Below are 21358 nucleotides of genomic sequence, written 5' to 3' on the forward strand. Positions count from 1 at the left end.
GGGGCGGGTCGCTTCAACATGACCCAGTGAATCAAAAACCCCCGGCCAAAGCCAGGGGTTTGTCAGCGGTCTGAGGGGCGACCGAGGTCGCCCCAGCTTTCCCCACCCCTGCGGTCACCCCGCCCTGACAGCCCCTAACGGTTGCGGCGGCGCTCGGCCGCCGGCTGATAGGCAAGCCTCGAATGAAAGGTGCAATAAGGCCCGTTGTCGCCCGCGTCGGCGCCGCAGAAGCTGAAATCCTCCGAAAGCGGGTCGCCATTCGGCCATTTGCAGGTGCGCTCCGTCAGTTCCACCAGCTTGAGATTGCGCGCGATCGGCACCACCACATCCTCCACGGGGCGAACCTGCTGGTAGGCGACGGCATCCTCCTCGAACTGCACCTTGAGCGCCGTCGCGCCGACGGAAGCGGTGACCGGCCGCGCGCTGCGCTGGCGGCGGCTAGCAGCAGTGCCGGCGGCGCCGGCATTTCCGGTGGTCTGCGTGTTCTTCTTCTGCCGCGCCGGCGCTGCGGGCGCGCGCCCGCGGCTCGACAGCTTCAGCCTGTGCACCTTGCCGATGACCGCGTTGCGGCTAACCCCGCCCAGCTGCGCCGCGATCTGACTGGCGCTCAGACCTTCGGCCCAAAGCTTCTTCAACATATCGACGCGCTCGTCTGTCCAGCTCATCGGGACATGCTCCTGTTCGCATGTGCGGAATCCGAATGGGTTTCCGCCTGGAGTTTGCCAGACAGACACCACATATACTCACGAAAACTGATCGCCGCACGAAATGTAGTCTTTCAAACACAAGCTACATTATCGGTTGACTCGGTGACAAGAGTCCGGCTAGCGCCCCGAATCGCTTTTTTCCGGTTTTCCCCAACTTGGGGGCTGGCGGTGCCCAGGCCGGGCCTGCCGCCCCTTGGGTTTGGCCGCATTGCTGCCTTTGCCGGCCCGGCCTATAGTCGCCGGCACAAGGAGAGTGCCGTGGCGAGATTGGACAAGAAAGCGACGGGCGGCCCGCCCATGAACCGGGCCGGTGGATATGCGTCTCAGGACGGGGGAAGCGATGCAGCTTGCCGGTAAGCGCGTTCTCCTCATCATCGGCGGCGGCATCGCGGCCTACAAGTGTCTGGACCTGATCCGCCGCCTGCGCGAGCGGGGGGCTGCGGTGCGCTGTATCATGACCAGTGCCGCGCAGGCGTTCATCACGCCACTTGCCGTTGGGGCGCTCACGGCCGAGCATGTGTTTACCGATCTTTTCGACCGGCAGGACGAGCAGGATGTCGGCCATATCCGCCTGGCGCGCGAGGCCGATCTGGTGGTCGTCGCGCCGGCCACCGCAGACCTGATGGCCAAGGCCGCCCAGGGGCTTGCCGGAGACCTTGCCTCTGCCGTGCTGCTGGCCACCGACAGGCCGGTGCTGATGGCGCCGGCCATGAACCCGCGCATGTGGGCGCATCCCGCCACCCGGCGCAACCGCGAGACGCTGGCCGGCGACGGCGTGCGCTTCGTCGGCCCCAACAGCGGCGAGATGGCCGAAACCGGCGAGGCAGGCGAGGGGCGCATGGCCGAGCCGCTGGAGATCGTGGCCGCGGTGGAAGAGGCGCTTGCCGCCCCCGCGGGGCCGCTCGCCGGGCGGCGGATCGTGGTGACCTCGGGGCCGACCCACGAGGCCATAGACCCCGTGCGCTACATTGCCAACCGCTCCTCCGGGCGGCAGGGCCATGCCATCGCCGCTGCGCTGGCAAGGCTGGGGGCCGATGTGCATCTGGTCTCCGGTCCCGTGGCAATCTCCGACCCGCCGGGCGTGACCACCCTGCATGTGGAAAGCGCCCGGCAGATGCACGCGGCAGTGGAGGCGCTGCTGCCTGCCGATGCCGGCGTCTTCGTGGCGGCGGTGGCCGACTGGCGGCCGCAGGCCGAGAGGGCGGAGAAGATCAAGAAGCAGAAGGACAAGGCCGCGCCGACCCTGGCGCTGACCGAAAACCCGGACATTCTGGCCGCGGTCGGCCACCACGAGAAGCGCCCGCGTCTCGTCGTGGGCTTTGCGGCGGAGACGGCGGATGTGGTGGAGCATGCCCGCGCCAAGCTCGCAAGGAAGGGGGCCGACATCATCGTGGCAAACGACGTCTCCCATGACAGCGGCGTCGGCCCTTCCGGGGTGATGGGCGGGGCGCGCAACCGTGTCCATCTCGTCAGCGCGGACGGCGTTGAGGCGTGGCCGGAAATGAGCAAGGAGGAGGTGGCGGCGCGGCTGGCAGCGCTGATCGCGAGGCGCCTGGCCTGACTCGCCTTCCCTCACCCCGGTGGCAAGCTCATCTGCCAGGAGACGCCGAAGGGGCAGGGCCTGATTCCGGTTGCCATGGCGCGAGCCCTTTCAGGCGCCCTGTTCATGGATCAGGTGGATGATGTCGCCGGGCCCGGCCACCCAGAAGCCGGGGAAGCCTTCCGGCAGCGGCTCGATCTCGTCCCGCCGGGAAACGCCTTCGCGCGCCAGATGTTCGGCAGCGGCCTCCCTGTCCTCTGTCGCCACCTCCAGCCAGATTTCCGTCTGGCTCATGCCGGGCACGCGGTCGATCCAGAGCCTGTTGGCGCCGAAGACGAAGACGATGTCGGGCGCCAGGCTTTCGATCGTCTCGAGCCCCAGCACGTCGCGGTAGAAACGCACCGTGGCATCGAAATGGTGCGGCGGCACTTTCATGGCGATGTTGCGGCCGCCCTCGAACTTCGGTCTCATGGCAATCCTCCTCTTCCCGGTGGGCAGTGCCCGTCACGCGCCGCCGAACCGTCTCTCATACTCTGCCGCCAGCGTCTCGAACCGCGACCAGAAGCGCCTCTTTCCGCCGCCCTGCAGCACCGTGGCGAGAACATCCAGATGGGCGTGCCATCCGCCGGCCACATTGGTCATCTCGCCGCGGTTGGCGAGCCTGCGATGCGTGACCACGAGAAGAACCTTCTCCCCCTCGGGAAACAGCTCGAACACGACCTCGCTTTCCTGTTCCTCTTCGCCCGGCCAGGTCATGGCCAGCATGCGCGGTGGATCTATGTCGATGATGCGGTGGACCGAGGGATAGCCTTTGGCATTCATCTCCGCATATTTCTCCGGCGCCGGCTCGTCGGTGAAGTCGCTGTGCCTGAAAAGGAGATTGGCCTGCCCGCCCTGCCTGAGCTCCATCTCGCCGCCGGCCAACCATTGCCGACGCTTCTCCGGCTCGGTGAGATAGGCCCAGACACGCTCGATGGGGCCGGGAAGAAGCCGCTCGAAGCGCACCGTGTCGGGGGCCGTTGCAACGCCATGGGCGTCCGGGTCTGGCAGGTTCATGAGTCTCCTCCTGATGTTTCGATCGCCTGCAGGATGAACCGGAAGCAGGCGCTGCTCATCCGCCATCCCTTCATCGCACGCCGGTCCGCCCGTCCTGCGGGATGGGAGCCGCCGCAATCATGGCTTTCTCTCTCGCACAGCCTCCTTCTGGCCGGCGACCTCGTCCTCGGCCGTCAGCAGCGCCTCCAGCGTGTCGAGGCGCTTCGTCCAGAAGCGTTCGTAATGGCGCAACCACGCCTCCGCCTCGGCCAGCCGCGCCGCCTCCAGCCGGCAATAGTGCGTGCGCCCCTCGACCCGCCGGCGCACAAGGCCCGCCGCCTCCAGCACTTTGACATGTTTGGATGCCCCGGCCAGCGACATGGAAAAGGGCTTGGCCAGCGCGCTGACGCTCAGCTCTCCCTCGCTCAGCGCGTGCAGCATGGCACGACGCGTGCCGCAGGAGAGCGCATGGAAGACGCCATCGAGTGCGGCAGACTGTTTCTCAACCATGTGGTTGAGTATAAGCCCTTCCGCCCGCAAGTCAACCGAGTGGTTTAATTTTTCGGACCGGGAAGGCCGTTTCTAAAGCGGTCGCTCTGCCGCGACGAGCCTGAGCCCGAAGCCGATGAGCAGCGAGCCGAACAGCCAGCGTTGCAGGCGTTGCCACACCGGGCGCCGGGCGAGGAAGGCGCCGAGGCCGTGGCCGGCAAGGGCATACTGGATGTCGAAGGCAACGCCCGTTCCCACGAGCACGGCACCGAGCAGAAGGAACTGCAGGGCAAGCGGCCCGCCTTCCGGGTGGACGAATTGCGGCAGCAGCACGGAGCAGAAAAGAAGCGCTTTCGGATTCAGCAGGTTGGTGAAGAGGCCGCGGACCGCAGCGCGCCGCAGCCCGTCTGCCGGGCGCTGCGCGGCAGATGCCTCGGCGGGCGGCACGAGCGATGGCGCGCGCAGGAGGCTGAACCCCAGCCAGGCGAGGTAGGCCGCGCCGGCAAGGCGCACGCCTTCGAAGACGGCTGGCGAGGTTCTCATGAGTGCCGCAAGGCCCAACGCGGCGAGCGCCACATGCGCGGCCCTGGCCATGGCAAGCCCGGCGGCCGTGGCAAGCGCATGACGGCGCCCATGCAGCGCGCCGGTCTGCAGCAGAAGGATCATGTCGGGCCCGGGCACCAGATAGGCAATCACCAGCGCGCCCATGAAGAGGGGGAACTCGGACATCTGCGATCTCCGCAAGGAAATGGTGACGCCGAAATTAGCCGGGAGGGGCGGCGCATGTCCTTGCGAACATGCTTCATAGAGGGGATGCTTGTGGCATATCATGCCATGAATGTGATGAACTGGGTTTCATGATGCCAAGAAGAGATCTCGATGCAATCGATCGCAGGATACTCTCTGCCCTTCAGCGCAACGGCAGGCTGTCCAATGTCGAGTTGGCCGAGGCCGTGGGCCTGTCACCCTCGCCATGTTTGCGTCGCGTGCGGCTTCTGGAGGAGGCCGGCGTGATCGCCGGCTATCACGCGGCTCTCGACAGGGCAGGCATCGGGCTCGGGCTCACGGTGTTCGTGGGCGTGAAGGTGGAGCGCCATCACGAGGAGGAGGCAACCGCTTTCCGCGAGGCGGTGCGCGCCCTGCCGGAGGTCGTCTCCTGCCACCTGGTCTCCGGCGAGGCGGATTTCCTGCTTCAGGTGGTGGTGCCTGATCTGGCAGCCTATGAGCGGTTGCTGCTCGACACGCTGTTGAAACTGCCGGCCGTCAGCGACATCCGTTCCAACTTCGCCATCCAGACCGTAAAGGACCGTGCGCCCCTGCCCCTGGGCCACCTCGCCCGATCCGAGCAGTAGGGCGCCGTGTAGGAGCGGCCCGAAGGTGGCTGCAGACCGCAGGCCCGGGCATCAGCCGTCGTCGGCCAGCAGCCTTTCCACGATGGGTTGAAGCGCATCCGGGGTGATGGGCTTGGCCGCCACAACGTCAATGATTTCCGGGCGGGCAGGACGGTCTTTCTGGGACGGATCGGCGATCAGCACCGTCCGTGGAAGTCCCTCGCCGCTGCTGCGCCGCCGCGTCGCCAGTTCGCTCAGGAAGGGTGCCAGACGGACATCCGCCAGCGCGCCGTCGACAATCGCCATCAACGGCCGGCATTCCCGCAGTGCCGTCAGGGCCGCGTCCGGCCCCACCGCGCGGGGCTTGAGATAGATGCGCTGGAGCGTGCTGGAGATGACGATGCGATTGACCGGCGAGGCGGACACCACGAGAACCAGCCTGCTCTCCCGCGCATTGGGACTTTCTGAAGGGGTGTGTCCAGGGTTTTCCGTGCCGTCATGCGTGTATTTTCCAGTGTTCGTCATGGGCACCAGCGGGTGGCGTTGGCTCAATGTCCGGTTGAGGATGCGTGCGGCATACTCGCGATCCTTTCGGTATTGTCAATACCCATAACTGTTCGTGAATAGACGTATAAGGCAAGTCATCCACCGCCAAATGACACGCGCCCCGCATGGCTCGCCATGCGGGGCGCGCGTGCGGTCGCGCCGGGGGCAGGGAAGGGGTCAGTCGCGCGCCAGCCGGTTGGTGACGATGACGGGAACCAGAAGGTCGCCCCAGTTGCCGTCGCCGCCATGGTGGCGGGCCGAGCGGACCAGTTCCACGGAAATGCCGGCCTCCACGGCCCTCATCACCGACTGGTTGAGGCGGTGCAGATCGTTGGCGATCATGCGGACCAATGCCTGCTGCTCGCCGCTCATGCTGCTTGCCTGCTCGTCTGCACGTTCCTTGACGCGGGTGTTCGGTGTCATGTCGCTTCTCCTTTCGCGCTATTCGGCAGCCGGGCGGAACTGGTCCTGCTCGGTGGACTCGCCCATGGCGGTGGTGGAGGACTGGCCGCCGGTGATCGCCATGGACACGGCATCGAAATAGCCGGTGCCAACCTCGCGCTGGTGCTTGGTGGCGGTGTAGCCGTGGGCCTCCGAGGCGAACTCCGCCTGCTGCAGCTCGCTGTAGGCGGCCATCTGCCGCTCGCGATAGCCGCGCGCCAGCTCGAACATCCCGTGGTTGAGCTGGTGGAAACCGGCCAGCGTGATGAACTGGAACTTGTAGCCCATGGCGCCCAGCTCGCGCTGGAAGCGGGCGATCGTCGCCTCGTCCAGGTTCTTCTTCCAGTTGAAGGAAGGCGAGCAGTTGTAGGCGAGCAGCTTGCCCGGATGGTGCTTGTGCACCGCTTCGGCGAAGCGCCGGGCCTGGTCGAGATCGGGCTTCGAGGTTTCGCACCACAGCAGGTCGCAATGGGGAGCATAGGCGATGGCGCGCGCGATGCAGGGCTCCAGGCCGTTGCGCACGCGGTAGAAGCCTTCCACCGTCCGCCCGGCCTCATGGTCGACGAAGGGCCGGTCGCGCTCGTCGATGTCGGATGTCAGCAGCTTCGCCGCTTCCGCATCCGTGCGGCAGATGACGAGCGTGGGCACTCCCATCACGTCGGCGGCCAGCCGGGCTGCGGTGAGGTTGCGGATGTGCTGGCCGGTCGGGATCAGCACCTTGCCGCCCAGGTGCCCGCACTTCTTTTCCGAGGCGAGCTGATCCTCGAAGTGGACACCCGCCGCCCCCGCCTCGATATAGGCCTTCATGATCTCGAAGGCGTTGAGCGGGCCGCCGAAACCGGCCTCCGCATCGGCGACGATGGGGGCAAACCAGGTCTCCACCGAAAGGCCGTTGCCTTCGGCCGTTTCGATCTGGTCGGCGCGCTGTAGCGTGCGGTTGATCCGCCGGGCAAGCTCCGGCCCCGCATTGGCCGGATAGAGCGACTGGTCGGGATACATGGCGGAGGCGGTGTTCGCATCCGCAGCCACCTGCCAGCCGGAAAGATAGATGGCCTTCAGCCCGGCGCGCACCATCTGCATCGCCTGATTGCCGGTGACGGCACCGAGCGCATTGACGAAGTCCTCCTCGTGGAGCAGCCGCCACAGCCGGTTGGCGCCCTCCTCTGCCAGCGTGTAGCGGATGGGAAGGGAGCCGCGCAGCCGGCGCACATCCTCGGCCGTATAGGGCCGTTCGATCCCGTCGAAGCGGCCCTGAGGTGCGCTGGGGACGAGGTTGTAAAAATCCGTCATGGAAAGCTCCTTCGTGCGGTGTGTCGAAGTTCGATGTGGCATCATCGACGCCAGATATGACAGAATTTACGCTGCACTGCACAGAATGAAAGCCTCAATGCCATTGGAAAACCCGGAAAAAGGGTGGAGTTGTCTTGCCTTTCACAGCCGGTGCAGTAAATTTGTAAAAAATGTAAACAGCAGTGGTGCACAGGCGCCATGATGTAAAGGATTGTGAAGGAGGGCTTGCAGCCATGGCCCAGCAGAAGATTTTCGCCGGCGCGCGCATCCGGCGCATCCGCACTGCCAAGGGTCTCACCCAGACGGCGATGGCAGAGGCGCTGGGCATTTCGCCCTCCTATCTCAACCTTATCGAGCGCAACCAGCGCCCGCTCACCGCGCAGCTCATCCTGAAGCTGGTCTCCGTCTACAAGGTGGAGGCGGAGGAACTGCAGGGTGGAAGCGGCCCGTCGCTGGCCGCCTTGAGGGAGGTGTTTTCCGATCCGCTGCTTGCCGGTGAGCTGCCGGGCGAACACGAGCTGGTGGAGGTGGCGGAGGCCGCGCCGAACGCCGCCGCAGCCCTTGCCAAGCTCTACCGTGCCTATCGCGAGCAGGCCGCCAGATTGTCGGATCTCTCGGAGATGCTGGCGCGCGAGGGCCGCGCCACCGCGCTTTCGGCCGCCCGCCTGCCCGTCGATGAGGTGCGCGAGACCTTCGAGCGCCATCCTCACCACTTTCCCGCGCTGGAGGCGGAGGCGGAAGCCTTCCACCGGCTTCTCTCGCCCGGCGAGGATCTGGCCGGCGCGCTCAAGGCGTGGCTGAAGGACGAGCAGGGCATTGCCGTGCGCGTCTTGCCGGCCGACACCATGCCCAACTGGCGACGCCGCTACGACCGGCATTCGCAGCGCCTGTTCGTCTCCGAGCGCCTGTCGGCGGCCGACCGGCTGCGCGAGATTGCCATGGAGGCATGCCTCATCCGCATGCGGGTGGCGATAGCGGGACAGGTCGAGGCGCTGAAGCTCACCTCCGGCGAGGCGCAGCGGCTGGCCCGCTTCGAGCTGGGCCGCTATGCCGCCCATGCGCTGATGATGCCTTATCGGGCCTTCCTTTCGGCGGCCGAGCGCAGCCGCTACGACATTGCCGTGCTGGCGGCGCGCTTTCGCGTCTCCTTCGAGCAGGCGGCCACGCGGCTGACCACGCTTGCCGGGCAGGAAGCCTCGGGCATTCCCTTCTTCCTCGTGGAGGTGGACGGCGCCGGCAACCGGCTGCGCCGCTGCGGGGCAGAGGGCTTTCCGGCGAGCCGTTTCGGCGGCGGCTGCCCGAAACTCGTCCATCACGCTGCCTTCGCCCAGCCGGGCCATCTGCTGGTGGAGGCGGTGGCCATGCCCGACGGCGAAGCCTTTCTCACCCTGGCGCGCACGCTGGAGGGGCCGCAGGCCGCCTTTGGCGAGCGCCCGCGCCGCACCGCCATTCTCCTCGGGTGCGACCTGGCCTATGCAGACCGGCTTGTCTATGGCGCGGCACTTCCCGCATCCGCTGCCCAGGCCCCGGTTCCCGTCGGCCCCGCCTGCCGCCTGTGTGAGCGCTCCGGCTGCCTGGCCCGCGCCGAGCCGCCGGTAACGCGGCCCCTGGGGCTGGACGAGATGGTGACCGGGCTCAGCGCCTTCGATTTCCAGTAAGCCGCCTCGACAGCCCGGCGGGAAGGGGCCGTCCGCGCCGCTCAGCCGGCGCCCAGCGGCCGCTCGCCGGCGAACAGCGGCGCATGGTCGGCGACCAGGCGGGCAATGCGCTCGATCACCGCGCGCACCTCCGGGCGGTGGCGGTCGTCATTGTGCATGACGATCCACTGATGCTCGCGCAGCTCCACAATTTCGGGGCCGGCGCGTTCCAGAAGCGGGTCGCGGTCGCCGGCAAAGCATGGCAGCACGGTCTTGCCGACGCCGGCGCGCACGAGGTCGTAGAGCGTGCGCGGCGTGTTGGCCCAGGCCATGATGGCGATGCCGGCCTGCGCATTCACCCAGCGTGCCGAATGGGTGGACGCATCCTCGGGCGCGATTGCCACCCAGCCATCGCCGGGCGGATGGTTGCGGGCGCGGAAGGGCGCGAAGGCCACCTCCACCGTGCGTCGTGCCGCCAGATTGGGGCTGTCTGGAATGCGGTTGCGTATGCCGATCTCGGCTTCGCGGTGGGCGAGATCGAGCCGCGCCTCCGTCGTCTTGAAGGCGATGCGGAAATTGTCCTGCGCGGTCCACAGGCGCGAAAAGTTCTCGGCGAAGAAATTCGCCGTCCAAGAGCCCGCGGAAATGCGCACCACTGGGTGCGACCCCTCCGCCGCCAGCCACGCCTCGACGGGTCGCGCCGCCGCCTCCATGGCCTGCGCACGCCGATAGAGGGCCTGCCCATCGGGCGTCAGCGCATATCCCGTCTGCCGCCGCACGAACAGCGGCCGGCCCACCGCCTCCTCCAGCGCCAGCATGCGCCGGCCCACGGTGGCCGGGCTCAGCCCCGCTTCCGCCGCCGCGGCCGAAAGCCCGCCGCCCCGCGCCACGCCGATGAAAAGGCGCAGATCATCCCAGCTCACATTTTTCATTATCGAAAAACATAGTGCAAAGTCTTGGTCTCACAAAGGCATTTCCCGCGCCCTATTGTCCGCTCGTGAAAAACACGGAGAGAAACCCATGGATCATTTGAGCGGACTGATCCTCTGCCATCACGTCCTCGCAATCGAAAAACGGGAGCATCGGCCGGGGGGCGAGGACTTCGTGGACCTCTACAGGCCAAGCCCGACCATGCGGGCCCTGCGGCGCTTCGGCAGGTTTTTCAAACTACGTCGATGACGACATTGCCCAGCATTGCGCCTTCTTCCACCGCCTCATGGGCCTCGGCAATCTCCTCGAGGCGGAAACGGGCGCCCACCATGTGGCGCAGGGCGCCGTCCTTCAGCATCTGCGTCAATTGAGCGATGGCCTCGCTGCGCTCCCCGGGCAGCAGTTCGTAGACGAGGAAGAACTGCAGCGTCAGGCTGTTCCACAGCATGGCGGGAAAGGGCAGCGGGCTGTCGCCGGCGACGTTGGAGCCGTAGCACACGATCCTGCCGTGCGGCGCAACGATGCCCTCGCGCAACAGGCTGGTGGTGGAGGAGAAATCCATGTCGATGATGCCGTCCACGCCCTTGCCGCGTGTCAGGTCCTTCACCACCCTGGCCACGTCCTTGGCCTTGTAGTCGATCACGAAATCCGCCCCCGCCTCGCGCGCCAGCGCGGCGCGGGGTGCGGATGCCGTGCCCAGCACGCGCGCACCGGCGGCCTTCGCCATCTGCACGGCATAGTAGGCGACACAGGATCCCGCGCCGGTGACGAGCAGCGTCCTGCCGCCGATGGCGCCCATCTGGCGCACGGCGTGAATGGCGGTGAGCGCCGGAATGCCGAGACAGGCGCCCGTGGCATAGTCGATGCCGGCGGGCAGTGGCACCGCCTGCGCGGCAGGTACGCAGATGAACTGCGCTGCCGTGCCGAACGGGCGTTTCCACTGCCCGTTCCACACCCACACCCGCTCGCCCACCCGGCCGTGCGGCACCTCCCGGCCAACGGCGTCGATCTCGCCGGCGCCGTCGCTGTGCGGGATGATGCGCGGGGCGATCGGTGTGCGGTTTCTGCGGCTTTTCACATCGGAAGGATTGACGCCGGAAGCGTAGAGCCGCACGCGCACCTCGCCGGGGCCGGGCTCCGGCGTCTCCATCTCGCCCACCTCCAGAACGGCGCGCGCCGGCCCGTTCTTCTCATACCAGGCAGCCTTCATCGCTCGTCTCCTCCATGCCTGGCATCTTTAGCAAAAGCGCCGGCGATGAACAGTTCGGACATGCACCGTCGGCGGCGACGGTGGAAACATCGTTGCCGCGCAGGAGAGGGAAATTTCCCGCTTGTCGCACCGCCAAAACGAAAATAGGCTTGCCTCAAAAAGCCGGTCGGCCCCACGGGGGAAGACAGGCGCCAGAACGCCGAGAAACGGGAGTCCGCTTCACATGCAAAGAGCCGCTCTGCTTTCCGCCGCTTCCCTTGCCGCCGCGGTGTTTGCCACGGCCGCCCTTTCCCAGGAGCGCGTCGTCAACGTCTACAACTGGTCCGACTACATCGACGAGTCGATCCTTGAGGAATTTACCGCCGAGACGGGCATCAAGGTCGTCTACGACGTCTTCGATTCCAACGAGATCCTTGAGACCAAGCTGCTTGCCGGCGGCACGGGCTACGATGTGGTCGTCCCCTCGGCGGAGTTTCTCGGCCGTCAGATCCAAGCCGGCGTCTTCCAGAAGCTCGACAAGTCCAGGCTCACCAACATCGGCAATCTGTGGGATGTCATTCTCGAGCGCACGGAGAAATACGATCCCGGCAACGCCTATTCGGTCAACTACATGTGGGGCACCACGGGCATCGGCTACAACGTGGGCAAGATCAAGGAGATCCTCGGCACCGAGACGGTCGATTCCTGGGATGTCGTCTTCGATCCCGAGATCATCTCCAAGCTGGCGGATTGCGGTGTCCACATGCTCAATGCACCGGCCGAGACGGTGCGTGCGGCGCTGAACTATCTGGGGCTCGATCCCGACAGCCGCGACCCCGCTGAGCTGGAGCAAGCCGAGGCGCTGTTGACCTCGATCCGGCCCCACATCCGCAAGTTCCACTCCTCCGAATACATCAATGCCCTCGCCAATGGCGACATCTGCCTTGCCGTCGGCTGGTCCGGCGACATCTTCCAGGCCCGCGACCGCGCCGCAGAGGCCGGCCAGGGGGTCGAGATCGCCTATGTCATCCCGAAGGAGGGGGCGCAGATGTGGTTCGACCAGATGGCGATCCCGGCAGATGCGCCGCATGTGGAGGAGGCACACGCATTCATCGACTACATCCTGCGCCCGGAAGTGATCGCCAAGGCGTCCAACTACGTCTTCTATGCCAATGGCAACAAGGCTTCGCAGGAGTTCCTGGACGAGGAGGTGATCGGCGATCCGGCCGTCTACCCGGATCAGGCGGTGCTCGACAAGCTCTACACCACGTTGCCATATGACCCCCGCACCCAGCGTCTCGTCACGCGGCTGTGGACCAGGGTGGTCACCGGGCAGTAGGGTTCGGCTGCCGTCGGGGGCGGCGGCGGTTTCTGCAGGCGCGCATCAGGCGGAGGCGGCATGGCATCGCTCGGCAGCACGCGCAGGACGTTCGCCCCCTGGGCCGATCCGACGGCCAGGCCCTATATCCGTTTCGAGAACGTCACCAAGCGTTTCGGCGACTTTACCGCCGTCGACGACCTCTCGCTGACCGTCTACGAGCGGGAGTTCTTCGCCCTTCTGGGCGCTTCCGGCTGTGGCAAGACCACCTTGCTGCGCATGCTCGGCGGTTTCGAGCAGCCCACCTCCGGGCGCATCTTCCTTGACGGGCAGGACCTGAAGGGCATTCCGCCCTATCGCCGGCCCGTCAACATGATGTTCCAGTCCTACGCCCTGTTTCCGCACATGACGGTGGAGGCCAACATCGCGTTCGGGCTGAAGCAGGACGGCATGCCCAAGGCCGAGATTGCCGAGCGCGTCGCCCAGATGCTGAAGCTGGTGAAGCTCGAGCAGTTCGCAAGGCGCAAGCCGCATCAGCTCTCCGGCGGTCAGCGCCAGCGGGTCGCGCTCGCCCGCTCGCTTGCCAAGCGGCCGAAGGTGCTGCTTCTCGACGAGCCCCTGGGGGCGCTCGACAAGAAGCTGCGGGAGGAGACGCAGTTCGAGCTGGTGGACCTGCAATACGAGCTGGGGCTCACCTTCATCATCGTCACCCATGACCAGGAGGAGGCGATGACCATGGCCGACCGCATCGCCATCATGGACAAGGGCAAGGTGCTGCAGGTGGCCACGCCGGCGGAGGTCTACGAGGCGCCTTCCTGCCGCTTCGTCGCCGAGTTCGTGGGCTCCGTGAACATGTTCGAGGGCACGGTGGTCGAGGCGGGCAGCGCCGCGCGCCTGCGCGACAGGAGCGGCGCCCAGTTCCTGGTCGCCGATTCCGGCGACGCCTCGCCCGGCGATACCGTCTGGCTGGCCGTGCGCCCGGAGAAGCTGCGGATAACGCGCGAGCGCCCGTCGGAGGTGGAAAACGCGCTCGAAGGCGAGGTCTGGGACATCGCCTATCTGGGCGACATGACGGTCTACAACGTGAAGCTCGCCGACGGGCGCATCGTCAAGGCAAGCACCATCAACAGCCGGCGCAGCGTGGAAGACGCACTGACCTGGCACGAGCGTGCCTGGGTGTCCTTCCTGCCCGACGCCGGCGTGGTGCTCACGCGGTGAGGGCGGCATGAGGCGGCTTCTCTCCTCCATCGGCAGCCGCCTGGTCATTGCCGTTCCCTATCTGTGGCTGCTCTTCTTCTTCCTCGTTCCCTTCTTCATCGTCTTCAAGATCTCGCTGTCGCAGCCGACGATCGCCATGCCGCCCTATCAGCCTGTGTTCGGCCTGGAGGATGGCCTTTCCGGCCTTTTCGGGAAGCTGCGCCAGCTCTCCTTCGACAACTATCTGTGGCTGCTCCAGGACGCGCTCTACGTGAACGCCTATGTGTCGAGCGTCGTCATCGCGGCCGTCTCCACCCTGCTTACCCTGCTTGTCGGCTATCCCATCGCCTATGGCATGGCGCGCGCGCCGGAGCGGCTGCGCCCGCTGCTGCTGATGATGGTCATCCTGCCCTTTTGGACCAGCTTCCTCATCCGCGTCTACGCCTGGATCGGCATCTTGAAGCCCGAGGGGCTTCTCAACCAGTTTCTCCTGTTCCTGGGCGTCATCGACGAGCCGCTCATCATCCTCAACACCACCAAGGCCGTCTATATCGGCATTGTCTATTCCTATCTGCCCTTCATGGTGCTGCCGCTCTACGCGACGCTGGAGAAGATGGACCATTCGCTCATCGAGGCCGCACAGGATCTCGGCTGCCCGCCGCTTGCCGCCTTCTGGAAGATCACCTTTCCGCTTTCCTTCCCCGGCGTCGTGGCGGGCTGCATGCTCGTCTTCATTCCCGCCGTCGGCGAGTTCGTCATTCCCGACCTGCTGGGCGGTTCGCGCACGCTGATGATCGGCAGGACATTGTGGAACGAGTTCTTTTCCAATCGCGACTGGCCGGTTTCCTCCGCCGTGGCCATCGTCCTGCTGTTGATCCTCGTTCTGCCCATCGTCTATTTCCAGCGCGCCCAGGCGCGCGCCAGAGAGCGGGAGGGCTGAGATGGCCGGCACCTGGGGACGTTTCAACATTGCCTCCCTCGTCCTGGGCTTTGCCTTTCTCTATCTGCCCATTGTCCTGCTCATCATCTACTCCTTCAACGAATCGCGCCTCGTCACCGTGTGGGCCGGCTTCTCGACCAGGTGGTATGTCGCGATGCTCGGCAATCGCGGGCTCATGGATGCGGCCTGGGTGACGGCCAGGGTGGCCTTCCTTTCGGCCACCGTCGCCACCGTGCTCGGCACAATGGCGGCCGTGGCCCTGACCCGCTACACCCGCTTCCGGGGGCGGCTGCTGTTTTCCGGCATGGTCTTTGCACCGCTGGTGATGCCCGAGGTCATCACCGGCCTGTCGCTTCTGCTGCTGTTCGTGGCCATCAATTTCGACCGCGGCTTTGCCACCGTCACCATCGCCCATATCACCTTTTCCATGTGCTTCGTGGCCGTGGTGGTGCAGTCGCGTCTCATCACCTTCGACCGTTCGCTCGAGGAAGCGGCGCTGGACCTGGGGGCAACGCCCGTCAAGGCATTTTTCCAGGTCACGCTGCCGGTCATCCTGCCCTCCGTGGTCGCCGGCTGGATGCTGGCCTTCACCCTATCTCTCGACGATCTGGTCATCGCCAGCTTCACCTCCGGCCCGGGGGCCACCACCCTGCCGATGAAGATCTACAGCCAGGTGCGCCTTGGCGTCACGCCCGAGATCAATGCCGTGTGCACGGTTCTGATCGCCATCGTCACCGTTGGCGTCATCGCCGCCGCGCTGGTCAACAAGCGGCGGGAGGTTCTGCGCAGGAGAGAGGACATGGCCCTCGTCGCGAGCGCATAGAGCCCGCGCGGCGATGCCCGAGTTTCGGCCGGCGTCCGTGGGCGCGCTATTGCCCTTCCGCGGCGGGCGGCAGGAAGGAAGCGATGAAGGGCGCGCTCCACGACCCGCCGACGAAGAAACGGAGCGGCGATTTCAGCCGCGCATCGGCCCCCTCGGGCGCGGTCACGGTGCCGTAGAGCGCCAGTCCGCGGCCCGCAAAGGGCACCAGCCCGTCGAGCGCGATCAGGTGCTGGCCGGAGCGCAGTTCCGCCTTGTCGATTGCCGCCACACCCTTGGACAGCTTGGCCTCGATCTGCGCTCCCTCGATGGGCAGCGCCCCTTCGCTGAGTGCCGAAAGGGGGAAGAAGTCTCCTTCCGCGCTGCGCTGCAGAAAGGCTTCCAGGCTGAGGCCCGGCACGCTGCCGGCGCCGAAGGCGGCCGAGATGCTGCCGTCCGCCGTTTCGAGAACGGCATCCAGGTTGTCGCCGCTGCCCTTGACCATCACCGAGAGCGAGCCGCGCGCCTGCGGGACGAGCCGCTCGACGCCGAAGGTTCGGGCAAGCTGGGCGATGTCGATTTCCTTGCACAGCATGCGGATTTCGACGATTTCGTTCGCGCCCGTCCTGTCGGTACGAACGCCGAGCTGGATCGCGCCGCCGAAGGCGGCGGCATCGGAGATGTCGAAGGTGGACAGCCCGTCCTTCACCTTTACCGCTGCGGCCACCCTGGAAAGCTGCGCGGAATCGAAGCTTGCCTTGGTGGCGGAGAAGCGCAGATCGAAATCGTATCCCCTCGGGTTCATCGACGGCGGCGTGGCGCGGCCGGGCTCGATGCTGGGCGAGAAGGGGCTGAAGGTGTCCAGCAGCGCACGCAGGTTGAGCGTATCAAAGGCCAGCGTTCCCGCGATGCTCGGCCGGTCGGGCTCCAGATTCATGTTGAGAAGGCCCTTGCCCGTGCTCCCGTCGACGGCCAGTGTGGTGTTCTCGAAGGTCAGCCGGCTCATGTCGCCCGTCACGCGTGCCGTCACGGTCACGGGCCCGACGCGTGTTCCCGGCATTCGCACGGCATGCGTCCATTCCACCAACCGATTGAGCGAAGGGGCGGAAAAGTCGAGCTGGCCGTCGACGAAGTTCCGGCCGGAGAAATCGGCCGTGCCGGTGAAGGCAACGCTGGCGGGCTCGGACTGCAGCGAGACCCTGACCGGCGCCACTCCGCCGCCGAGCAGGATCAGCGGCTGCGTGCTCGACGCTTCGAGCGCCACGTTCTCGCCATGCCAGATGCCCCGGGCCGAGATCGAAGCCTGGCGGTTCAGCGCCGGCCAGTTGAGCCGCCCGTTCAGGCTGGTGACGATGTCCACGCTGCGCTCGCCGGCGCGCGTGGCGATGCGCGCGTTGACGAACTCCACCTCTCCGAAGGCATCGGAGGGCAGGGCACCGATATCCGGCTGCGCCGGTGTCGCCGCCACCAGCTCGCGCGCCGCCGCCACCGAGCGGGACAGCCGGCCCCAGCTTTGCGGCGGCGTGAGGCTGAGCTCGCCCTCCGTTCCGTGCAGGCGCAGCACCGGGCGGATGAGCCGCATCTTGGTGAAGACGACCTCGCCCCTCAGCGCCGCCAGCGCCGAAAGATCGATCTCGATGCGGTCGGCCTCGATCACCGGGTCCGGGTTGGTCTCGCCCCAGTCGGAGAACGTCACGTCGTGCAGAATCGCGCGAAACGGCCACACGCGGATGTCGGGCGTGTCGTTGAGCTGCACCCGATAGCCGCTCCAGGCCCCGAGCTGGTAGGCAATGCCGTCGCGCACGATTTGCGTGTAGGCGACGAAGGGCAGCCCGATCACGAAGAGCGTTGCCACGATGACGACGACGCCGGCAGCCCAGATGCTTTTTCTCGCCAAAGAAACCGGCATGTCTCCTCGCCCGTGGGCCGAACCCTCGATTGCGGCCCCTGCAGCCCCCTGGGCAGGGTTTATACCAAGGGTCTTCTATTTCAAGCCTTTGTGGCAGAGTTTAGCCACCATACTTGCCCTGCCAATGCGTGGAAGGCATAAGCGGCACGACGAGGAGGATCGCCATGAGCCAGGAAAAACCCCTTTGGACACCGTCTGAAGAGCAGGTGGCGCACGCCCCGATGACGGCCTTCATGGAGGCAGCGGCCGGGAAGGCGGGCCGCCCGATTGCGGATTACCATGCGCTTCACCGCTGGTCCGTGGAGGAGAGGGAAGCCTTCTGGGCGCTGGTGTGGGACTTCTGCGGCATCGTGGGCGAGCGCGGGACGCGGGTGCTGCTCGATGGCGAAAAGATGCCCGGAGCCAGGTTTTTCCCCGATGCGCGGCTCAACTTCGCCGAGAACCTGCTGCAGGCGTCCGGACCCGGCGATGCCATCGTCTTCCGCGGTGAAGACAGGGTGGAACGCCGGCTGAGCTGGGATGACCTGCATGCCCTGGTCTCGCGCCTGCAACAGCTTTTCAGGGCGCACGGCGTGCAGCCTGGCGACCGCATCGCCGCCATGATGCCCAACATGCCCGAGACGGTGGCCGCCATGCTGGCTGCCACCTCCATCGGGGCGGTGTGGTCGTCCTGCTCGCCCGATTTCGGCGTGCGCGGCGTGCTCGACCGTTTCGGCCAGATCGAGCCGGTGCTCTTCCTGGCGCCCGACGGCTACTGGTACAACGGCAGGAGTTTCGAGGTCACGGAGAAGGCGGCGGAGATCGCCGCCGCGCTGCCCAGCCTGCGCAGGACGCTGATTGTCGACTATCTGGGCAGGGCGCGGCCGGCGGCGCGGGCCATCGAGGGGGCCGAGGCGCTTGAAGATGCGCTGCGACCCTACGCCCCGCAGCCGCTTTCCTTCGAGCGGTTGCCCTTCTCCCATCCGCTCTACATCCTCTTCTCTTCCGGCACGACGGGCATTCCCAAATGCATCGTCCACTCGGCCGGCGGCACGCTCATCCAGCACCTGAAGGAGCATCGCCTGCACGCCGGCCTCCGCGCGGGCGACCGTTTCTTCTACTTCACCACCTGCGGCTGGATGATGTGGAACTGGCTGGTCTCCGGCCTCGCCTCCCGTGCGACTCTTCTGCTTTATGACGGCTCGCCCTTCCATCCCGATGGCAACGCGCTGTTCGACTTCGCGCAGGCCGAGAGGATGACCTATTTCGGCACCTCGGCAAAATATATCGACGCCGTGCGCAAGGCCGGACTCGAACCCGCCGGGACGCACGATCTTTCGAGCCTGCGCGTCATGTCTTCCACCGGCTCGCCGCTGGCGCCGGAAAACTTCGCCTTCGTCTACCGCGCCATCAAGCAGGACCTGCATCTGGCCTCCATCTCCGGCGGCACGGACATCGTTTCCTGTTTCGTGCTGGGCGTGCCGATCATGCCGGTCTGGGAGGGCGAGATCCAGGGTCCCGGCCTCGGCATGGCGGTCGAGGTTTGGGACGAGGAAGGCCGGCCGCTCAAACGCGGCAAGGGCGAGCTGGTGTGCACGCGCCCCTTCCCGTCCATGCCCATCGGCTTCTGGAACGATCCGGACGGAGAGAAGTATCGAAGCGCCTATTTCGACCGCTTCGAGAATGTCTGGTGCCATGGCGATTTTGCCGAGTGGACAGCCCATGGCGGCATCGTCATCCACGGCCGTTCCGACGCTACGCTCAATCCCGGCGGCGTGCGCATCGGCACGGCGGAGATCTACAACCAGGTGGAGCAGCTTCCCGAGATTCTGGAGGCGCTGTGCATCGGCCAGGATTGGGAAGGCGACGTGCGCGTCGTGCTGTTCGTGCGGCTGGCGGAAGGAGTGGCGCTCGACGCGGCACTCGAAAAGAGGATCCGTGAGCGCATCAGGACCGGCGCCAGCCCGCGCCACGTGCCAGCCAGGATCGTTGCCGTCAAGGACATTCCGCGCACCAAGTCCGGCAAGATCACCGAGCTTGCCGTGCGCGACGTGGTGCATGGCCGGGAGGTGAAGAACAAGGAGGCGCTGGCCAATCCGGAGGCGCTGGAGCTGTTCCGCGATCTGCCCGAGCTGAAGAGTTAACGGAACCTTGCGGCAAAATTTACCGAGATGCCAGCCTTGGCACACTCGGTTAAAACTTTATGGGTGCCGGTAAGGCCTTGTTAAGGAATGCACCGCGATAGTCGGGCCAACTTGACGAACCGGTCGTGCGTTGCGGCTGGAGAGTTCGCCAGGCCCCGTTTTGACAGCACGGAATTCGACTTGTGGCGTCCCGCTTCGGGGCGCCTTTTCTTTCAGGCGTCGCGGTCGCGCATCAGGGGCCGGGAGAGCAGGATGACCGGCACGATGGCGGTCGCGATGATGAGAAGGGCGGCCACTGCGCCGTCTTCCGCGGCTCCGCGCGAAGCCTGCTCGTAGACATGGGTCGCCAGCGTGTTGAACCCGAAGGGGCGCAGCAGGATGGTTGCCGAAAGCTCCTTGACCGTATCCACGAAGACCAGGATGCCGGCCGTCAGGATGGCGGGCCTCAACAGCGGCAGGAGCACGGTCGCCGCGCTGGCCGGCGCCGAGCGGCCGAGGCTGCGCGCTGCCTCGTCGAGATTGGGGGGCAGCTTCTCCAGCCCGGACTGCACCGCCCCCTCGGCGAGCGCCAGAAAGCGGATGGTGCAGGCCATCACGACCGCGGCCGCCGAACCGGTGAGCAGCAGCCCGGTGGAGAAGCCGAGATGGGTGCGCGCCAGCCCGTCGACGAAATTGTCGAACCGCGCCAGCGAGATCAGAAGGCCGAGCGCCAGGATGGTGCCGGGCATGGCATAGCCGATGGTGGCAAAGCGCACCAAAAGCATCATGCGCCGGGTGCGCACCAGACGCGCCGCATAGAGAAGAACGAGGGCGACCGCCACGGCAAGGGCCGCCGTCGCCAGCGCCGTGACCAGGCTGGTCGCCAGCGCCTCGACCAGCGCCGGCCTGGAAAACTGCTCCAGCCTGTTGAGCGCATAGCGGCCGAAGATGGCAAGCGGGATGCCGAAACCCGCCAGGATGGGAAGAAGGACGGCCGTAAAGGCCGTGCCCGCCCGCCAGCCCTTCAGGGCAATGCGCGGCGGGCGTGCCTTCATCTGGCTGGCCCGCGCGGCATGGAAGCGCTGCTTGCGCCGTGCCCACTGCTCCGCCGTCAGAAGCGCAAGCACGATGAACAGCATGACGACGGCGATTTGTGCCGCCCCTTCCAGACTGCCGCGGTTGAGCCAGGTGGCGTAGATGGACAGGGTGAGCGTCGGCACGCCGAGATGCTGCACGGCGCCGAAGTCGTTGACCGTCTCCATCAGCACCAGGGCAATGCCGGCAACGATGGCCGGCCGCGCCACGGGCAGGAGAACGCGCCAGAAGACGCGCGCCGGCGCGGCGCCCAGCGTGCGCGCAACATCGGCGATGTTTCGCCCCTGCATCAGGAAGACGATTCGTGTCGTCAGATAGACATAGGGAAAGGTCACGCAGGAAAGCACCACCGCCGCGCCGGGCGTGGAGCGGATTTCGGGAAACCAGTAATCGCCGGGTCGCGTGAAGCCGAAGAGCGCCCGGATGGCGCCTTGCACCGGCCCCACATAGTGAAAGAACTCGGCAAAGGCATAGGCCGCCAGATAGGGAGGCACCGCCAGCGGCAGGACGAGCGCCCAGGAGAAGGTGCGGCGAAGCGGAAACTCATAGGCCACCACCAGCCAGGCACAGCCCACCCCCATTGCGCCGCTGCCGAGCGCCACGAGGAGGAGGAGAAAGAGCGTCGTGCCCACCGCCTGCGGCAGCACGTAGCGCGCCAGATGCGGCCAGTCCGCCCCCGAGCCGGAAAATGCCATGACGATGACGGCGAGGATGGGCAGCAGCGCGATGGCCGCCGTCAGCATGGCCACGGCGAGTGCCAGCGGGTGGCGCTGACGGCGCGTCCGCCCGGCGCGCGGGGTCGGCTGGGAAAGGGGTGCCTTGAGTGTGAAGCTGCTCATCGCAGGCGGTGCCGGTCAAATGCG

20 protein-coding genes are annotated in these 21358 nt (G+C 66.4%); 8 read left to right on the plus strand and 12 right to left on the minus strand.

Annotated elements, in window-relative coordinates:
* Window positions 1-134: 134 nt before the first annotated feature.
* Window positions 135-665, minus strand: coding sequence for a GcrA family cell cycle regulator (locus tag NYR58_RS10145; protein WP_261520493.1), 531 nt, complete (start codon window positions 663-665; stop codon window positions 135-137).
* 382 nt (window positions 666-1047) lie between these two features.
* On the opposite strand from NYR58_RS10145, the gene coaBC reads away from it, so the two are divergent.
* A complete protein-coding gene (coaBC, locus tag NYR58_RS10150) occupies window positions 1048-2268 on the plus strand; it encodes a bifunctional phosphopantothenoylcysteine decarboxylase/phosphopantothenate--cysteine ligase CoaBC (protein ID WP_261520496.1) in 1221 nt (406 codons plus the stop codon).
* A 90-nt stretch (window positions 2269-2358) separates the two neighbouring features.
* Here coaBC and NYR58_RS10155 read toward each other — a convergent pair whose 3' ends face one another.
* The 4 genes from NYR58_RS10155 to NYR58_RS10170 all read right to left on the minus strand — a co-directional run bounded on the left by NYR58_RS10155 (window position 2359) and on the right by NYR58_RS10170 (window position 4500).
* On the minus strand, window positions 2359-2718 hold the full coding sequence (locus tag NYR58_RS10155; protein ID WP_261520497.1) for a VOC family protein: 360 nt from the start codon (window positions 2716-2718) through the stop codon (window positions 2359-2361).
* Between the two features lie 33 nt (window positions 2719-2751).
* Window positions 2752-3303, minus strand: a complete 552-nt coding sequence (locus tag NYR58_RS10160; protein ID WP_261520498.1) for an SRPBCC family protein — start codon at window positions 3301-3303, stop codon at window positions 2752-2754.
* A 117-nt stretch (window positions 3304-3420) separates the two neighbouring features.
* Window positions 3421-3792, minus strand: a complete 372-nt coding sequence (locus tag NYR58_RS10165; RefSeq protein WP_261520501.1) for an ArsR/SmtB family transcription factor — start codon at window positions 3790-3792, stop codon at window positions 3421-3423.
* A gap of 72 nt (window positions 3793-3864) precedes the next feature.
* Window positions 3865-4500, minus strand: a complete 636-nt coding sequence (locus NYR58_RS10170) for a LysE family translocator (protein ID WP_261520502.1) — start codon at window positions 4498-4500, stop codon at window positions 3865-3867.
* Between the two features lie 131 nt (window positions 4501-4631).
* On the opposite strand from NYR58_RS10170, the gene NYR58_RS10175 reads away from it, so the two are divergent.
* On the plus strand, window positions 4632-5123 hold the full coding sequence (locus NYR58_RS10175; protein WP_261520527.1) for an Lrp/AsnC family transcriptional regulator: 492 nt from the start codon (window positions 4632-4634) through the stop codon (window positions 5121-5123).
* 51 nt (window positions 5124-5174) lie between these two features.
* Here NYR58_RS10175 and NYR58_RS10180 read toward each other — a convergent pair whose 3' ends face one another.
* From NYR58_RS10180 to aceA, 3 genes are all read right to left on the minus strand, one after another.
* Window positions 5175-5627: a hypothetical protein gene (locus NYR58_RS10180; protein WP_261520503.1), complete on the minus strand. Its 453-nt coding sequence runs from the start codon at window positions 5625-5627 to the stop codon at window positions 5175-5177.
* A 198-nt stretch (window positions 5628-5825) separates the two neighbouring features.
* Complete coding sequence (locus NYR58_RS10185; protein WP_261520504.1) at window positions 5826-6071, minus strand: SMc00767 family acetate metabolism repressor; 246 nt, start codon at window positions 6069-6071, stop codon at window positions 5826-5828.
* 18 nt (window positions 6072-6089) lie between these two features.
* Entirely contained in the window at window positions 6090-7379 is a 1290-nt protein-coding gene (aceA, locus tag NYR58_RS10190) for an isocitrate lyase (protein ID WP_261520505.1), read from the minus strand.
* 233 nt (window positions 7380-7612) lie between these two features.
* On the opposite strand from aceA, the gene NYR58_RS10195 reads away from it, so the two are divergent.
* Window positions 7613-9037 carry a helix-turn-helix domain-containing protein gene (locus tag NYR58_RS10195; RefSeq protein WP_261520506.1) on the plus strand — a complete coding sequence of 475 codons (1425 nt, stop codon included), beginning with the start codon at window positions 7613-7615 and terminating at the stop codon, window positions 9035-9037.
* A gap of 41 nt (window positions 9038-9078) precedes the next feature.
* Here the strand turns inward: NYR58_RS10195 and NYR58_RS10200 are convergent, their stop codons facing one another.
* Entirely contained in the window at window positions 9079-9948 is an 870-nt protein-coding gene (locus NYR58_RS10200; protein ID WP_261520508.1) for a LysR family transcriptional regulator, read from the minus strand.
* 230 nt (window positions 9949-10178) lie between these two features.
* Window positions 10179-11156 carry an NADPH:quinone reductase gene (locus NYR58_RS10205; RefSeq protein ID WP_261520509.1) on the minus strand — a complete coding sequence of 326 codons (978 nt, stop codon included), beginning with the start codon at window positions 11154-11156 and terminating at the stop codon, window positions 10179-10181.
* 223 nt (window positions 11157-11379) lie between these two features.
* On the opposite strand from NYR58_RS10205, the gene NYR58_RS10210 reads away from it, so the two are divergent.
* The 4 genes from NYR58_RS10210 to NYR58_RS10225 are packed head-to-tail and all read left to right on the plus strand — an operon-like array spanning window position 11380 to window position 15413.
* A complete protein-coding gene (locus tag NYR58_RS10210; RefSeq protein WP_261520510.1) occupies window positions 11380-12474 on the plus strand; it encodes a polyamine ABC transporter substrate-binding protein in 1095 nt (364 codons plus the stop codon).
* Between the two features lie 60 nt (window positions 12475-12534).
* A complete protein-coding gene (locus NYR58_RS10215; RefSeq protein WP_261520511.1) occupies window positions 12535-13671 on the plus strand; it encodes an ABC transporter ATP-binding protein in 1137 nt (378 codons plus the stop codon).
* A gap of 7 nt (window positions 13672-13678) precedes the next feature.
* The gene (locus NYR58_RS10220) at window positions 13679-14590 is read left to right on the plus strand and encodes an ABC transporter permease subunit (protein WP_261520512.1); all 912 of its coding nucleotides are present in this window, start codon (window positions 13679-13681) and stop codon (window positions 14588-14590) included.
* 1 nt (window position 14591) lies between these two features.
* Window positions 14592-15413, plus strand: coding sequence for an ABC transporter permease (locus NYR58_RS10225; RefSeq protein ID WP_261520513.1), 822 nt, complete (start codon window positions 14592-14594; stop codon window positions 15411-15413).
* Window positions 15414-15459: 46 nt separating this feature from the next.
* On the opposite strand, the gene NYR58_RS10230 is transcribed toward NYR58_RS10225, so the two are convergent.
* Window positions 15460-17286, minus strand: a complete 1827-nt coding sequence (locus NYR58_RS10230; RefSeq protein WP_261520514.1) for an AsmA family protein — start codon at window positions 17284-17286, stop codon at window positions 15460-15462.
* 176 nt (window positions 17287-17462) lie between these two features.
* Between NYR58_RS10230 and NYR58_RS10235 the strand changes: the two genes are divergently transcribed.
* Complete coding sequence (locus NYR58_RS10235; protein WP_261520515.1) at window positions 17463-19421, plus strand: acetoacetate--CoA ligase; 1959 nt, start codon at window positions 17463-17465, stop codon at window positions 19419-19421.
* A gap of 212 nt (window positions 19422-19633) precedes the next feature.
* Here the strand turns inward: NYR58_RS10235 and NYR58_RS10240 are convergent, their stop codons facing one another.
* A complete protein-coding gene (locus tag NYR58_RS10240) occupies window positions 19634-21334 on the minus strand; it encodes an ABC transporter permease (RefSeq protein ID WP_261520517.1) in 1701 nt (566 codons plus the stop codon).
* Window positions 21335-21358: the final 24 nt, after the last annotated feature.

This window comes from Chelativorans intermedius (assembly GCF_025398255.1).
GTDB lineage: Bacteria > Pseudomonadota > Alphaproteobacteria > Rhizobiales > Rhizobiaceae > Chelativorans > Chelativorans intermedius.